15 protein-coding genes are annotated in these 13,839 nt (G+C 73.9%); 3 read left to right on the forward strand and 12 right to left on the reverse strand.

Translation table 11 applies throughout. The features are described from left to right. Positions 1-8 precede the first annotated feature (8 nt). Genes Q0795_RS02795 through Q0795_RS02815 form a run of 5 tightly spaced genes read right to left on the reverse strand, consistent with a single transcriptional unit; the run spans position 9 to position 6,156 of the window. Complete coding sequence (locus Q0795_RS02795) at positions 9-2,036, reverse strand: MFS transporter (RefSeq protein ID WP_298886183.1); 2,028 nt, start codon at positions 2,034-2,036, stop codon at positions 9-11. Positions 2,037-2,039: 3 nt separating this feature from the next. After that, the gene (locus tag Q0795_RS02800; RefSeq protein WP_298886186.1) at positions 2,040-2,381 is read right to left on the reverse strand and encodes a DUF3054 domain-containing protein; all 342 of its coding nucleotides are present in this window, start codon (positions 2,379-2,381) and stop codon (positions 2,040-2,042) included. Between the two features lie 5 nt (positions 2,382-2,386). Beyond that, entirely contained in the window at positions 2,387-4,027 is a 1,641-nt protein-coding gene (gene arc / locus Q0795_RS02805; protein ID WP_298886189.1) for a proteasome ATPase, read from the reverse strand. Continuing rightward, positions 4,024-5,046, reverse strand: a complete 1,023-nt coding sequence (locus Q0795_RS02810; protein WP_298886192.1) for a tRNA (adenine-N1)-methyltransferase — start codon at positions 5,044-5,046, stop codon at positions 4,024-4,026. The genes arc and Q0795_RS02810 overlap by 4 nt, the downstream gene beginning before the upstream one ends. 9 nt (positions 5,047-5,055) lie before the next feature. Then, complete coding sequence (locus Q0795_RS02815) at positions 5,056-6,156, reverse strand: site-2 protease family protein (RefSeq protein WP_298886195.1); 1,101 nt, start codon at positions 6,154-6,156, stop codon at positions 5,056-5,058. 23 nt (positions 6,157-6,179) lie between these two features. Between Q0795_RS02815 and Q0795_RS02820 the strand changes: the two genes are divergently transcribed. After that, a complete protein-coding gene (locus Q0795_RS02820; RefSeq protein WP_298886198.1) occupies positions 6,180-7,004 on the forward strand; it encodes a PD-(D/E)XK nuclease family protein in 825 nt (274 codons plus the stop codon). Here the strand turns inward: Q0795_RS02820 and Q0795_RS02825 are convergent. Continuing rightward, positions 6,990-7,847 (reverse strand): PAC2 family protein, encoded by an 858-nt coding sequence (locus Q0795_RS02825; protein ID WP_298886201.1) that lies wholly within the window; start codon positions 7,845-7,847, stop codon positions 6,990-6,992. The genes Q0795_RS02820 and Q0795_RS02825 overlap by 15 nt on opposite strands. Before the next feature lie 88 nt (positions 7,848-7,935). Here Q0795_RS02825 and Q0795_RS02830 point away from each other — a divergent pair, with 88 nt between their 5' ends. Next, a complete protein-coding gene (locus tag Q0795_RS02830; protein WP_298886205.1) occupies positions 7,936-8,676 on the forward strand; it encodes an HAD family phosphatase in 741 nt (246 codons plus the stop codon). On the opposite strand, the gene mshC is transcribed toward Q0795_RS02830, so the two are convergent. The 6 genes from mshC to Q0795_RS02860 all read right to left on the reverse strand — a co-directional run bounded on the left by mshC (position 8,626) and on the right by Q0795_RS02860 (position 13,551). After that, positions 8,626-9,903, reverse strand: a complete 1,278-nt coding sequence (mshC, locus tag Q0795_RS02835; protein ID WP_298886207.1) for a cysteine--1-D-myo-inosityl 2-amino-2-deoxy-alpha-D-glucopyranoside ligase — start codon at positions 9,901-9,903, stop codon at positions 8,626-8,628. The genes Q0795_RS02830 and mshC overlap by 51 nt on opposite strands. Positions 9,904-9,964: 61 nt before the next feature. Next, the gene (locus Q0795_RS02840; RefSeq protein ID WP_298886209.1) at positions 9,965-10,789 is read right to left on the reverse strand and encodes an SCO1664 family protein; all 825 of its coding nucleotides are present in this window, start codon (positions 10,787-10,789) and stop codon (positions 9,965-9,967) included. 1 nt (position 10,790) lies between these two features. Next, complete coding sequence (locus tag Q0795_RS02845; RefSeq protein WP_298886211.1) at positions 10,791-11,351, reverse strand: DUF3090 family protein; 561 nt, start codon at positions 11,349-11,351, stop codon at positions 10,791-10,793. A 5-nt stretch (positions 11,352-11,356) separates the two neighbouring features. Next, entirely contained in the window at positions 11,357-12,094 is a 738-nt protein-coding gene (locus Q0795_RS02850) for an MSMEG_4193 family putative phosphomutase (protein ID WP_298886213.1), read from the reverse strand. Continuing rightward, positions 12,094-13,143 (reverse strand): LLM class F420-dependent oxidoreductase, encoded by a 1,050-nt coding sequence (locus tag Q0795_RS02855; RefSeq protein ID WP_298886214.1) that lies wholly within the window; start codon positions 13,141-13,143, stop codon positions 12,094-12,096. The genes Q0795_RS02850 and Q0795_RS02855 overlap by 1 nt, the downstream gene beginning before the upstream one ends. A 3-nt stretch (positions 13,144-13,146) precedes the next feature. Then, positions 13,147-13,551, reverse strand: a complete 405-nt coding sequence (locus tag Q0795_RS02860; RefSeq protein ID WP_298886217.1) for a hypothetical protein — start codon at positions 13,549-13,551, stop codon at positions 13,147-13,149. An 80-nt stretch (positions 13,552-13,631) separates the two neighbouring features. Here Q0795_RS02860 and Q0795_RS02865 point away from each other — a divergent pair, with 80 nt between their 5' ends. Then, positions 13,632-13,817, forward strand: coding sequence for a DUF5703 family protein (locus tag Q0795_RS02865; RefSeq protein ID WP_058891083.1), 186 nt, complete (start codon positions 13,632-13,634; stop codon positions 13,815-13,817). The last annotated feature ends 22 nt before the right edge of the window (positions 13,818-13,839 follow it).

A 13,839-nucleotide genomic window follows, 5' to 3' on the forward strand; every position in this document is an offset into this window, starting at 1 on the left:
CTCCCTCCTCAGGCGTCGACCCGCGGCCGGGGGACGCCGGTGACCAGGTCGAGGTCGAGGGTCGTGGAGGTGGCCAGGACCGTGAGCGCCCGGGAGCGGGTGCGGCCGTTGTCGTGGTCGACGGCGGTGAGGACGTAGCGGCCCGGGGGCGGCAGCCCGACCTCGTAGTAGCCGTCGGGGTCGGTGTGGGCGGTGGCGACGTACTCCCCGGAGTGCTTGATGAGCGAGACGAGCACGCCGCCCAGCGGGCGGCCGTCGTCGAGCACGTGCCCGGAGAGCAGCAGCCGTCGCGTCATCGTCACGTCCTCCTCGTGCCCGACGGCCAGGTCGACGAGGCACGACTGCGGCGCCCAGCCGTCCGCGGACACGACGAGCAGGTAGGCCCCCGGCTCGGGCAGCGCGAGGGTGTAGCGCCCGTCGTTGTCGGTGCGCCCCCAGTCGATGTGGGTGCCGTCGGGGCGCAGCACCGTGGTGACCGCCTGCCGCAGCGGGCCGCCGCGGGGCCCCACGACCCGCCCGCGCACGAGCAGCTCGGGCAGGTCACCCATCCCCGCGTGCTTGACCTCGGTCCGCTCCCCCGTCGGGGCCGGGGCTGAGCCCGGCTCCTCGACGCTCACCCGTTGCGGGCGCCGGATGAAGGCCGCGATGAGGCCGCCCCCGAGGGAGGCCGCGGCGCCGGCCCAGAAGATGAGCTGGTATGCCGCGAACGAGGGCGCCGGGACGCCGCTGGCGGTGGCGGTCATCGAGGCGGCGAAGACGGCGGCCACGAGCGCGGAGGCCGAGGACGTGCCGATGGAGCGCAGGAGGGTGTTGAGCCCGTTGGCCGACGCGGTCTCGGTGATCGGCACGGCCCGCATGATGAGCGTGGGCATGGCCGCGAAGGCCAGGGCGGTGCCGAGCGAGGCGATGCTCGAGGTGATGACCACCTCGAGCACGCTGCGGTGCAGCAGCGAGCGGCCGATGAAGCCCAGGGCGATGGTCACGGCTCCGGCGATGAGCACCGACCGGGCGCCGTAGCGGCGGATGAGCCCGGCGGACACCGGCGCCATGGCCACCATGAGCAGCCCGCTGGGCAGCAGGACCAGACCGGTGGAGACCGCGGAGAGCCCGAAGCCGTAGCCGGTGTCGGCCGGCATCTGCACCTGCTGGGCCGAGGTGAGGAAGTTGGCGAACATCGCGAAGCCGATGAGGACCGAGGCGGCGTTGGTGAGCAGCACCGTGCGGCGCATCGAGGTGCGGATGTCGACCAGCGGCTGGCCGGCGCGCAGCTCCCACGGCACCCACGCAGCCAGGACCAGGCCCGCACCGGCCAGCAGGCTCAGGGTCAACGGCGAGGCCCAGCCCCAGGTGCCGGCCTTGCTCACCGCCAGCAGGAAGCAGGTCAGCGCCACCGAGAGCAGGGCGGCCCCCAGGTAGTCGAAGCGCCCCCGGGTCTTGACCGTCGACTCGGGGACGACGAGGTAGACCGCGACGAGCATGACGACGGCGAAGCCGCCGGAGACGTAGAACAGGGCGTGCCAGTCGAGGTTGTCGTAGATGACGCCGGCCAGCGGCATACCGATCGCGCCGCCGATGCCCAGCGTCGCCGACATGAGCGCCACGCCCGAGCCGACCCGGTCCGCCGGGAGGTGGTCGCGCATGATGCTGATCCCCACGGGCACCAGGCAGGCGCCCAGCCCGCTGAGGCCGCGGCCGAGCACGACCAGCGCGAACTCGGAGCTGAGCGCCGAGACGACCGACCCGGCGATGACCGCCCACATACAGACGATGAGCAGCAGTCGCTTGCCGAACATGTCGGCCAGGCGGGACACGATGGGGGTACCGACGGCGGCGGTGAGCAGCGTGACGGTGACCAGCCAGGACGCGTTGTCGCTGGTCGTGTCCAGGATCTCCGGGAAGACCGGCAGCAGCGGCAGGACCAGCGTCTGCTGCAGCGAGACCAGGGTCCCGCACAACGACAGGACGACGATGATCGCCGTGGTGGGGGTGCTGGGTGCGGAGGCCGTCGTGGCCTTCTCGTCCGCACCCGCCGTCATGTCTCAGACCCTACGCCTGCGCACCGACAGCGCTTGCACGACCGCCCGCCAACCCAGCGCACCCCCCACGAGCACCACGGCGGCGACGATCACGAAGGCGGGCGCGGTGCCGGCCCCGGTGAGGACCCGCAGCAGCATCCCGACGGCCAGCGCCATCCCGCCGACCGCCAGGCCCTCCACCCACCAGCGTCGCGCGCGCCAGGTGAGCATCCACCCCACGGCCATGCCCACCCCGAAGGGCCACGCGGTCGCGAGGACGCCCAGCGGGGTGAGGCCCAGCTCGTGGCTGGACCGCCCGGCGACGGCGAAGACGAGGAGCAGCAGCACGTCCCCGAGGCGGCGCACCGTGCTCAGCGCTCGCCGAGGTCGACCGAGCGGCCGGGCTGGGTGCCGGAGGCGTCACCGACGAGGGTGCGGATGTAGGTGATCCGCTCGCCCTTCTTGCCCGACACCCGTGCCCAGTCGTCCGGGTTGGTGGTGTTGGGCAGGTCCTCGTTCTCCCTGAACTCATCGAGGTAGGCCTGCTCCAGGTGCCGCTCGCGCAGCCCCCGCTCCCCGAGCGTGAGGGAGTCCTTGATCGCGAGCTTCTTGGCCCGGTCGACGATGTTGTGCACCATCGCGCCGGAGGCGAAGTCGCGGAAGTAGAGCACCTCCCGGTCACCCCCGGCGTAGGTCACCTCGAGGAAGGCGTTGGCGGGGGACACGGCATACATCCGGTCGACGACGCCGTCGATGAGCGCGGCGACCGTCGCCTCCCGGTCCCCGCCGTGCGCCTGCAGCGCCGTGTCGTGCAGCGGTATGCCGGGGGTGAGGTACTTGGAGAAGATGTCGCGAGCGCCCTGCGCGTCCGGCCGCTCGATCTTGATCTTCACGTCGAGGCGGCCGGGTCGCAGGATCGCCGGGTCGATCATGTCCTCGCGGTTGGAGGCGCCGATGACGATGACGTTGTCCAGCCGCTCCACCCCGTCGATCTCGGCGAGCAGCTGCGGCACGATCGTCGTCTCCACGTCGGAGGACACCCCGGAGCCGCGAGTGCGGAACAGCGACTCCATCTCGTCGAAGAACACCACCACCGGGTCGCCCTCGGCCGACTTCTCCCGCGCCCGCTGGAAGATGAGCCGGATGTGCCGCTCGGTCTCCCCGACGTACTTGTTGAGCAGCTCGGGGCCCTTGATGTTGAGGAAGTAGCTGCGCGCGCTGCCCGGGGCCAGCCCCCGCTGCTCGGCCGCCTGCCGGGCCAGCGAGGCGGCGACCGCCTTGGCGATGAGCGTCTTGCCGCACCCCGGCGGGCCGTAGAGCAGCACCCCCTTGGGCGGCCGCAGGTCGTGGGCCGCGTAGAGGTCGGCGTGCAGGAACGGCAGCTCGACGGCGTCGCGGATCTGCTCGATCTGCCCTGCGAGGCCGCCGATGTCGGCGTAGGAGATGTCCGGCACCTCCTCGAGCATCAGCTCGGTGACCTCGGGACGCTCGATGCGCTCGGTGACGAAGCCGCTGCGCGGGTCCAGCAGCAGCGCGTCGCCCACCCGCACGGTGGCCTCGGCGAGCGAGCCGGCGCGCCGGGCGACCCGCTCGTCCTCGCCGCGGACGAGCACGCTGAGGCGCCCGTCCTCGAGCACCTCCTTGCAGGTGACGACGTCGCCGGCCCGCTCGTAGTCGGCCACCCCGACGATGGCCTGCGCCTCGTTGAGCAGCACCTCCCGGCCGGGCCGCAGGTCGCCGGTGTCGACCTCGGAGGAGATCTGGGTGCGGATGCGCCGCCCGGACAGCGAGACGTCCGCGGTGCCGTCGCCGACCAGGCGCAGCACCTGTCCCATCGCGAGCGGCGGGGAGGCGAGGGCGTCGAGGTCCTCGCGCAGCCCGACGATCTGCTGCTTGGCACTCTTCAGGGTGGTCGTGAGCGCGTCGTTCTGCCCCTTGAGCTCGCTCACCCGGCTGCTGAGCGACTGCACCTGCTGCTCGAGGTGGCGCTCGCGCGAGGACGCCTCGGTCATGCCTGCTCCTCCCCGTCGGTCCCGTCGCCGGTCACCCGGTCGGCGGTGCTCTGCGCGTCGCGGCGGGTGCGCCGCAGCTTCTTGTCCGAGACCGGGCGCTCACCGACGTCGGCGGCGCTCCACTCACCGGTGGCGGGCACGTAGTCCTCGCCGTAGGCGCCGGGGGCGGGGCGGGTGCGCCGCAGGTGGGCCTCGGTGTCGGGCGCGAGCCGGCGCAGCGTCACCAGGAAGCCGGTATGCCCGTGCATCCGGTGCTGGGGGCGCACGGCCAGCCCCTCGAGGTGCCAGCCGCGGTTCATCGACTCCCAGGCCTGCGGCGGCGTCCAGCCGCCGGCCGCCTTGGCCGCCTCCGCCACCCGCGACAGCTGGGTGGTGGTGGCGACGTAGCAGATGAGGACGCCGCCCGGGGCGAGCGCGTCGGCGACCACCCCGAGGCAGTCCCAGGGCGCCAGCATGTCGAGGACGACCCGGTCCACGGTGCCGGGGTCCACCGCTCGGGGCAGCTCGTCGACGAGGTCACCGACGGTGACCGTCCAGGCCGGGTGGTCCAGGCCGAAGAACGCCCGGGCGTTGGCGCGGGCGATGTCGGCGAAGTCCTCCCGGCGCTCGAAGCTCAGCAGCCGGCCCGACTCCCCCACCGCACGCAGCAGGGACAGCGACAGCGCGCCCGAGCCGACGCCCGCCTCGACGACGGTCGCGCCCGGGAAGATGTCGGCATACGTGACGATCTGCCCGGCGTCCTTGGGGTAGACGACCTGGGCCCCACGGGGCATCGACAGGACGAAGTCGGACAGCAGCGGCCGCAGCGCGAGGTAGTCGGCGCCCGAGGTGTGCCGGACCACCGTGCCGTCGGGCGCACCGATGACGTCGTCGTGGCGCAGGTGGCCCCGGTGGGTGTGGAACTCCTTGCCCGGCTCCAGGGTGATGGTGTGCAGACGCCCCTTGGGGTCGGTCAGCTGGACGCGGTCGCCCGCCCGGAAGGGTCCACGCCGCATGTCGGCGCCCGTCGGCCTGGTCATCGGGTCAGTCTACGAGCGGCTGCCGGTGACGTCGTGGGTGCTCACCACACCCCAGGGCCGCCCCTGCTCGTCGAGCAGCGCGACCACCCCCGATCCGGAGCGGCGCATCACCTCGATGACCGCGTCGAGCCGGGTCTGCGGCGGCAGGGGCACCGCCCATCCGGCGGGGAGCCGGACGGCGACGGCGGCGGCGGGCGTGCTCGGCCACGCCTCCCGGGGCACCTGCTGCAGCGCCGGCGGGTCGACCAGACCGTCCGGGCGGCCCTCGCCGTCGACGACGACCCAGAGCGGGTGCTCGGCCCACGGCACGGTGTGCAGCAGCGCGTCCGCGGCCACGACCCCGGGCCGGTGCGCGGTCTCGGCGAGGGTGCGTCGCGAGGCGCGCATCCCCTGCCGGCCGAGCCGGATCGCCTGGCTCGCGCCCTGCCAGAGGAACACGCCGATGAGGGCCACCCAGGCGACCCGGGTCCAGGGCACCCGGTCGCCGTTCAGCAGCGGCGGCACCAGGAGCACGACCGCCACCAGGACCACGACGAGCCGGCCGGACCACCCGGCCACCATGGTGCCGAGATGGCGGTTGCCGGTGACGCCCCAGACCAGCGACTCCAGCAGGAACCCGCCGTCCAGGGGCAGCCCCGGGACGAGGTTGAAGACGGCCACGAAGGAGTTGGCCCAGGTGAAGGCATACGCCAGGAGCAACGGCACCCCCGTGGTGTCGAGCACGCCCATGGCCCACCAGCCGAGCAGCGCGAGCACCCCGTTGGCCAGCGGCCCGACGACCGCGACCGCCGCGCTCCGCGCGGGGGTGCCGCCGGCGCCGTCGTGGGCGGTGTGACCGCCCCAGAAGTCCGCGACGATGCGGGAGACCCCGAAGCCGACGCCCTGCGCGACCAGCGCGTGCGCGGCCTCGTGCACGAGCACGGACACCAGCAGCAGCACGACGAAGGCGAACGCCACCGCGTAGCTCCAGGCGCCCAGACCGGGCAGCGTGCGCTCCACCGTGGGGCCGAAGAGCGCGATCATGAGCACCGCCACCAGCACCCAGCTGCGGCCGAGGTAGATCGGGATGCCGGACAGGGTGCCGACACGCCAGCCGGGTGCTCGCTCCATCCCCCGAGCGTAGAGTGCCGACCATGGAGGCGGTCACCGAGCACCTTGCCCGGGCCCTGTCCCCCTCGCGCGCCACCGACTTCATGCAGTGCCCGCTGCTCTACCGCTTCCGCGTCGTCGACCGGCTGCCGGAACCGCCGAGCGCCGCCGCCGCACGCGGCAGCCTGGTGCACGCCGTGCTGGACCGCCTCTTCGACCTGCCGCCCGGGCACCGCACCCTCGAGGCGGCCACCGACCTGGTGCCCGGCGAGTGGGAGCGGCTGCTGCTCGCCGACCCGGTGCTGGCCGAGCTGGCCGAGGACGCCTGCGGCGGGACGGAGGAGCTGCTGCGCAGCTGGTTCGCCCTCGAGGACCCCACCCGGCTGCAGCCGGCCGAGCGTGAGCTCTACGTCGAGGCCGACCTCGACGGCCTCGTCATCCGCGGCTACGTCGACCGGCTGGACGAGGCGCCGGACGGCCGGCTGCGGGTGGTGGACTACAAGACCGGGCGCTCTCCCTCAGAGACCTTCGAGGGCCGGGCGCTGTTCCAGCTCAAGTTCTACGCGCTGGCGCTGTGGCGCAGCCGCGGCGTCCTGCCGAGCCGGCTCCAGCTCGTCTACCTGCGCGACCGCACGGTCCTGTGGATCGACCCCAGCGAGGCGGACCTGCTCGCCACCGAGCGCAAGGTCCGGGCGCTCTGGGCCGCGATCGAGCAGGTGGCGAGGACCGGCGACTGGCGCGCCCGACCCTCACGGGCCTGCTCCTGGTGCGCGCACCGAGCCGTCTGCCCCGCCTGGGGCGGCACGCCCCCGCCGCTGCCGGCGGGCGCCACGGCGCTGGCGCTGGACCCGCGGTCAGCCGCGGGGTGAGCCGTCGTCGCGTCGCCGCAGGTAGCGCTCGAACTCCTTGGCGATCGCGTCGCCGGACGCCTCCGGCAGCTCGGCGGTGTCCTGGGCCTCCTCCAGCTGGCGCACGTAGTCGGCCACCTCGTCGTCGGTCGAGGCCAGGTCGTCCACCCCGCGCTCCCAGGCCCGGGCGGCCTCGGCGAGCGCGGTGTCGTCGATGACGCAGTCGAGCAGCTCCTCGAGCTGGCCCAGCAGCGCCAGGGAGGCCTTGGGTGAGGGTGGGCCACCGGCGTAGTGCGGCACCGCCGCCCAGCAGGACAGCGCCGGCAGGTCCTGCTGCCGCCCCTCGTCCACCAGGACGCCCACGATGCCCGTCGGGCCCTCGTAGGTGCTGCGCTCGATCTCCTCGCTGCCCTCGAGCAGCTCGTCGTCCTCGGAGCTGATGCTCACCGGTATGGGCCGGGTGTGGGGCACGTCCGCGAGCAGCCCGCCCAGGACGACGAGCAGCTGGACGTCCCGGGCCAGGAGGTAGTCGAGCAGGTCCCCGGCGAAGGTGCGCCACCGCACGGACGGCTCGATGCCCAGGACCAGCAGGACGTCTCGCCCCAGCGGGGTGTTGCGGGCCAGCAGGACCCGGGTGGTCGGCCAGCGGATCATCCGCCGCCCGTCGACGCTGAGGACCTGGGGCCGGTTGACCTGGAAGTCGTAGTAGTCCTCCGGGTCGACGGCGGCCACCACCTCGGCGTCCCACACCTGCGCCAGGTGCTCCACCACGCTCGAGGCGCTCTCGCCGGCGTCGTTCCAGCCCTCGAAGGCGGCGATGACGATCGGGTCACGCAGCTCACCGGTGTCCTGCAGCTCGATCACGGGCCTCACCCTCTCGCTCGGAAGCATCGCGCCCTCGCTCGGAAGCGCCGTTGGTCCACCCTAGACCGCCTCGACTAGCGTGGTGCGGGTGACGCGCCACCCCGCCCGCCCGAGCCGACCCGAGGACCTGCCCGCCGCCGTGCTGTGGGACATGGACGGCACCATCGTCGACACCGAGCCCTCGTGGATCGCCGAGGAGTACGTCCTGGTCGAGGAGGCTGGCGGCACGTGGACCGACGCCGACGCCCACGACCTCGTCGGCCAGGACCTGCTCACCTCGGCGGGCATCATCCTCGAGCGGACGCCGGTCCGCGGTGAGCCCGAGCAGGTGGTGCGCCGCCTGCTCGACGGCGTCGTGGAGCGCACCCGCGCCCACGTGCCCTGGCGGCCCGGGGCGCGGGAGCTGCTGGCGTCCCTGCGGGAGCGGGGCGTGCCGTGCGCCCTGGTCACCATGTCCTGGACCGAGCTGGCGGACGTGCTGGTGGAGCAGCTGCCGGCCGGGACCTTCGACGCCGTGGTCACCGGGGACCAGGTGAGCCGGGGCAAGCCGCACCCGGAGGCCTACCTCGAGGCGCTGGCCCGCCTGGGCGTGGCCCCGGAGCGGGCGCTCGCGGTCGAGGACTCCCCGACCGGCGCCACGGCGTCGACGGCCGCGGGCGTGCCCACCCTCGTGGTGCCGCACACCGTCGCCGTGCCGCCCCTGCCGGGAGCCGTGCAGCTGCCGAGCCTGGAGGGCCTCAGCCCGGCCGACCTGGGCAGACTGGCGCGCTCGCTGCGCTCAGAGCTGCACCCCGAGCAGCGCGTCGACCGCCTCCACGACCAGGCCTGAGACAGGCTCGCCCGCGACCACGGTCGTGGCCCAGTCGTCCACGGCGTCCAGGGCTCCCGGCGTGTCGAGGTCGTCGGCCAGCCGCTCACGCAGGCGGCGCACGGTCGTGACCCCGAGCTCGGTGACCGACTCGTGGGCGGCCATGTCGCCGGCCCGACGCCACAGGTCGAGGCGCTCGCTCGCCTCCCGGAGGATCTGGTCGGTCCACCCCCACTCCGTCCGGTAGTGCTGCCCGAGCAGCGCCAGCCGGATCGCCATCGGGTCGACCCCGGCGGTGCGCAGCGCGGAGACCAGGACGAGGTTGCCCCGGCTCTTGCTCATCTTCTCCCCGTCCAGCCCGACCATGGCCTGGTGCACGTAGGCGCGGGCGAAGCAGTCGTCGCCGCACAGGGCGGCCGCCTGGACCGCGCTCATCTCGTGGTGCGGGAAGACGAGGTCGGTGCCGCCGCCCTGGACGTCGAAGCCCGGGCCGAGGTAGCGCTGGGCGATGGTGGAGCACTCGATGTGCCAGCCCGGGCGGCCCCGCCCGAGCGAGCCTCCGTCCCAGTGCGGCTCGCCCTGCCGGCCCGCACGCCACAGCAGCGGGTCGAGCGGGTCGCGCTTGCCGACCCGGTCCGGGTCACCCCCACGGTCGGCGAAGACCTCCATCATCTCCTCGCGGGACCATCCGGACACGGCACCGAAGCTGGGCTGGGTGGAGAGGTCGAGGTAGACGTCGGCCCCGCCGGCCCCCTCGGCCAGCGCCTGGTCCTGCGACACGGGCACCTGGTAGGCGGTGCCGTCGCCGAGCAGCTGCTCGACGGCGCGCACGTCGTCCGGGATCCCCTCGACGGCCCCGACGTAGTGGTCCGGGGGCAGCACCCGCAGCGCCTCCATGTCGGCGAAGAAGAGGTCGATCTCGCGACGCGCCAGCTCCTGCCACTCGACCCCGTCGCGCTCGGCCCGCTCCAGCAGCGGCTCGTCGACGTCGGTGACGTTCTGGACGTAGGTGACCTCCAGCCCGGCGTCCCGCCAGGCACGCTGCAGGACGTCGAAGGTCACGTAGGTCGCGGCATGCCCGAGGTGGGTGGCGTCGTAGGGCGTGATGCCGCACACGTAGAGCCGCGCCCGCCCCTCGGAGCCGGCGACCTCGACGCGGCGGTCGCCCGCGGTGTCGTGCACGCGCACGGGGGTCCCGTCGTGCTCGATCGGCAGCCGGGGCAGGGCGGTGGGCGACCAGGTCTTCACCTGCGGGAGCCTAACCGTCCGCGCCGACGTCGCAGCCACCGGCCGGGTCGTGCGCCCCGGCCTACCAGAGGGGCCAGGGAAGCGGGTAGCGGTCCGTGGGTGCCGCGGGGAAGGTGGCTTCGTCGCGCACCCGGCGGACCCGGGCCGCCAGCGCCTCCCGCTCGACGTCGGACAGCAGGGCGGTGAGCTGGGTGGCGAGGCTCCCGTCCGCGTCGGCCAGGGCGTGCGCGAGCGCCTCCAGCCGCGCGAGGTCCGTCGACGGGAGCGGTTCGTCGGCGAAGCCCCAGAGGACGGTGCGCAGCTTGTCCTCCTCGTGCAGGCTGACCCCGTGGTCGAAGCCGCGCAGCCGGCCCTGGGTGTCGCGGGTCAGGTGGGCGGCCTTGCGGTCGGCGTTGTTGAGCACGAGGTCCAGCACCGTCATCGACCGCAGGCCCGGGTCGTCGGCGTGCGCGACGACGAGGGCTCGACCGTGCTCGTCCTCGGCCTGGACGACCGGGCACCATCCGTCCGGCAGGTCCTCGGGGACGACCACGTCGACCAGCCCGGCCGCCGGGTCGGCCAGCCGCTGCGGATCCTGCTCGACCCACCACTGGACCGAGCCCGGGCCGAGCGGGCCGTCGCGCAGCACGGTCGGCGGGACGAGGTCGAAGCCCGCGGCCCGGGAGATGAGGTAGGCCGCCACCTCGCGCTGCCCCAGGGACGCGGGCGGGAAGTCGTGCAACGGTCGCTCCCCCTTGACCGGCTTGTAGACGGCGCGGTGGCCGCTGGGCTCCCCCTGGGCGTCGGTGAGGTCGACCAGCAGGGTCAGGTTCGACGCCTGGGTGAGCACCCCGACCGGCTCGACGGTCGAGGTATGCAGCAGCTCCAGGGCCGCATCGTCGTCCACGTCAGCGGCGGTAGCCGTTGGCGCGGGGGCAGATGTGTCCGGTGGGGTCCAAGGGCTGCCCGCAGAAGGGGCAGGACGGTCGGCCCCCCTCGATGGAGGCCGTGCAGCGCATCGAGAAGGCCCGGGCACGGCCGGGCTCGAGCACGACCTTGATGGACTGGGGCGGCAGACCCGCCCAGGGCACGTCCGGGCCCTCGTCGTCAGCCTCCAGCTCGGCGACGTCCTCGGCGCCGGGCCGGTCGTAGGCCTCGAGGACCACTCGCCGCCGGCCGGCCTCCCAGGCGACCGAGAGCCTTTGGACGCGGAAGTCGTCCTCGATGGGGGTGTCCAGGGGGGCGTTGTCGACGAAGGCACGCCCGGCCTCCTCGGTGCCCTCCGGGCCGGCGACGTCGTCCAGCATCTCCGCCAGCGACTCCCCCAGCAGCCGGACCTGCTCCTTCTCCAGGGAGACGGTCATGACCCGCTGGGAGTCGCTGGCCTGCAGGAAGAAGGTGCGCCCTCCGGGCGGTCCGACGCTGCCGGCGACGCAGCGCTCAGGCGGGTCGAAGACGTGCTCAGCCATGAGGGTCAGCCTACGTCCTCGCTCCCGGCGCCCCCACCCACCTCGGCGTCGCCGGTCGCGCCGACCGTGGCGAGGCGCGCCACCAGACCGGACAGGTCCACCGGGTCGCTGCCGGTGTCGTTGGTGCGCAGCACGAACGGCCGGCCCGGCGTGCGGTGCACGAGGCTCAGCGAGGCCGGGTCGACGACGATGCGTTGGAAGTCGTCCAGCGCGGTCGCGAGCGCGTCGGCGAGGATCGACTTGATGACGTCGCCGTGGCTCACCGCCACCCAGACGGCGCCGGGGCCGTGGTCGGCCTCGACCCGGGCGTCCCACTCGGTGACGGCCTCGACGGCCCGGGCCGCCATCTGCGCCATCGACTCGTGGGCGAACGCCTCGTCCGCGGGGAAGGTCACGGCGGAGGGCTGGTCCTGCACCTGCCGCCACAGCGGCTCCTCGGCCAGCTCCTTGAGCGGTCGGCCAGTCCACGCGCCGTACCTCGCCTCGCCCAGCCGCTCCTCGGTATGCCGCTGCACCGGCCGGTCCGCCGGCTGCGCGGCCAGCACCGCCGCGGCCGTCTCCTGGCACCGCTGCAGGGGGCTGGCGACGACCGCCGCCAGCGGGGTGGCGGCCAGCCGTGAACCGGCGTCCCGGGCCTGGTCGGCTCCGGTCTCGTCCAGCCCGAGGCCCGGCGTCCAGCCGGCGAGGATGCCGTCGGCGTTGGCCTGGGTGCGGCCGTGCCGGAGCAGGATGCAGATGGCCATCAGAGCTCGGCCTCCAGCCGCGCATGGGCCTCGACGGCGGCCTCGAGGGCGTCCATCCGGGCCCGGAGGTCGGCGCCCCAGGGCGCGACGGTCAGCGTCGTGATCCCGGCGCGCTGGTAGCGGCGCATGCGCTCGGTGATCCGGTCGACGTCCCCGAGCAGGCTGGTGTCGTCCACGAACTGGGCCGGCAGCGCCCGGGCTGCCTCGCCGTAGCGTCGCGCGAGGTAGAGCTCCTGCACCCGGTCGGCCTCGGCCTCGTAGCCCATGCGGCTGGCGAGCTGGTGGTAGAAGTTCTGCTCCCGGCTGCCCATCCCCCCGACGTAGAGCGCCGGGTAGGGGCTGACGGTCCGGGCGCAGGCCTCGAGGTCGTCGCCGACGGCCAGCGCGACCGTGGCGTCGGTCTGGAAGGGGTGCTCGGGCGGGGTGTCGCGCCGGTCGAGGCCGGCCTGCAGCTGGGCCCGCTGCTCGGGGAAGAAGTCCGGGGCGACGAACACGCCGAGCCATCCGTCGGCGATCTCGCCCGCCAGCTCGAGGTTCTTGGGTCCGACCGCGGCGAGGTAGATCGGGATGCTCGGACGGTGCAGGTGCGTCAGCCGCAGCGCCTTGCCCGGGCCGTCGGGCAGCGGAAGGGTGAAGAACTCCCCCTCATGGGTCACCGTCCGGTGCGCGAGCGCGGTCCGGACGACCTCGACATACTCCCTGGTCCGGGCGAGCGGCTTGGCGAAGCGGACGCCGTGCCAGCCTTCCGACACCTGTGGTCCGCTCACCCCCAGGCCGAGGCGGAAGCGGCCTCCGGACAGGCTGTCCAGGCTCACCGCCGCCATGGCGGTGGCCGCGGGAGTGCGGGCGGGGATCTGCATGACCCCGGCGCCCAGCCCGATCCGGGAGGTGCGGGCGGCCAGGAAGGACAGGATGCTCACGGCGTCCGGTCCGTAGACCTCCGCCACCCAGGCGACGTCCACCCCGAGCTCGTCGGCCCGCTGCACCAGCGCGAGGTGGTCCTCGTCGCGACCCTGCCCCCAGAACCCGCAGCTCAGCCCGAGACGCACCCGTCAGCCCCGCGACGTCTCGTCGACGTCGTAGGCCTCGTCGTCGAGCCCGGAGTACTTCTCGTCATCCTCGTCGGCCCCGGGCTCCTCGAGCTCGTCGTCGTCCTCATCCTCGTCGTCGTCGTCGTCATCGTCGTCATCGTCGTCATCGTCGTCGTCGTCGAAGTCGTCGTCATCCCGGTCATCGTCGTCGTCGCTCGCGAGGTCGTCGTCGTAGACCTCCAGCGGGGTGACCTCGCCGTAGGCGTCCATGAGGGCGTCGTCGTAGGCGGTGAACGCCTCGGCCACCCGCTCGTAGGCCTCGACCACCGCCGGGTCGTCGTCACCGCGGCTGACGGCTGCGGTCTCCAGGTGCGTCTCGAGGGCGGCGACGAGTGCGGTCAGGGCGGCGCGCGGGTCAGCGGTCATGGGGTGACGGTAGCGCGAAATCACTGCTGACGGGCGGGTATGCCGTCCGCCCCGGCCCGGGGTGCCTATGCTGGGTCGCGATGGTCGAGTACGAGTACCGAGAGCTCACCTTCCACCGCGACCAGGGCCGCGGCGAGGTGCGGCAGACGCTGACCGAGCACGCCGAGTACGGCGCCTGGGAGCTGGCGCGGGTACGCGTCTACCTCGGGGGCGCCCGGCGGGTGCTGCTGCGCCGCAAGATCATCCGCGTGCGCCGCACCGCCTGAGGCCCGGGCGGGTGCCGCCCGG

Source organism: uncultured Serinicoccus sp. (assembly GCF_947487915.1).
GTDB lineage: Bacteria > Actinomycetota > Actinomycetes > Actinomycetales > Dermatophilaceae > Ornithinicoccus.

Coding starts and splice junctions, on each gene's coding strand:
- Q0795_RS02795 (WP_298886183.1), bottom strand. CDS start 2,036: ATGACGGCGGGTGCGGACGAGAAGGCCACGACGGCCTCCGCACCCAGC.
- arc (WP_298886189.1), bottom strand. CDS start 4,027: ATGACCGAGGCGTCCTCGCGCGAGCGCCACCTCGAGCAGCAGGTGCAG.
- Q0795_RS02810 (WP_298886192.1), bottom strand. CDS start 5,046: ATGACCAGGCCGACGGGCGCCGACATGCGGCGTGGACCCTTCCGGGCG.
- Q0795_RS02815 (WP_298886195.1), bottom strand. CDS start 6,156: ATGGAGCGAGCACCCGGCTGGCGTGTCGGCACCCTGTCCGGCATCCCG.
- Q0795_RS02820 (WP_298886198.1), top strand. CDS start 6,180: ATGGAGGCGGTCACCGAGCACCTTGCCCGGGCCCTGTCCCCCTCGCGC.
- Q0795_RS02845 (WP_298886211.1), bottom strand. CDS start 11,351: ATGGCTGAGCACGTCTTCGACCCGCCTGAGCGCTGCGTCGCCGGCAGC.
- Q0795_RS02850 (WP_298886213.1), bottom strand. CDS start 12,094: ATGGCCATCTGCATCCTGCTCCGGCACGGCCGCACCCAGGCCAACGCC.
- Q0795_RS02860 (WP_298886217.1), bottom strand. CDS start 13,551: ATGACCGCTGACCCGCGCGCCGCCCTGACCGCACTCGTCGCCGCCCTC.
- Q0795_RS02865 (WP_058891083.1), top strand. CDS start 13,632: ATGGTCGAGTACGAGTACCGAGAGCTCACCTTCCACCGCGACCAGGGC.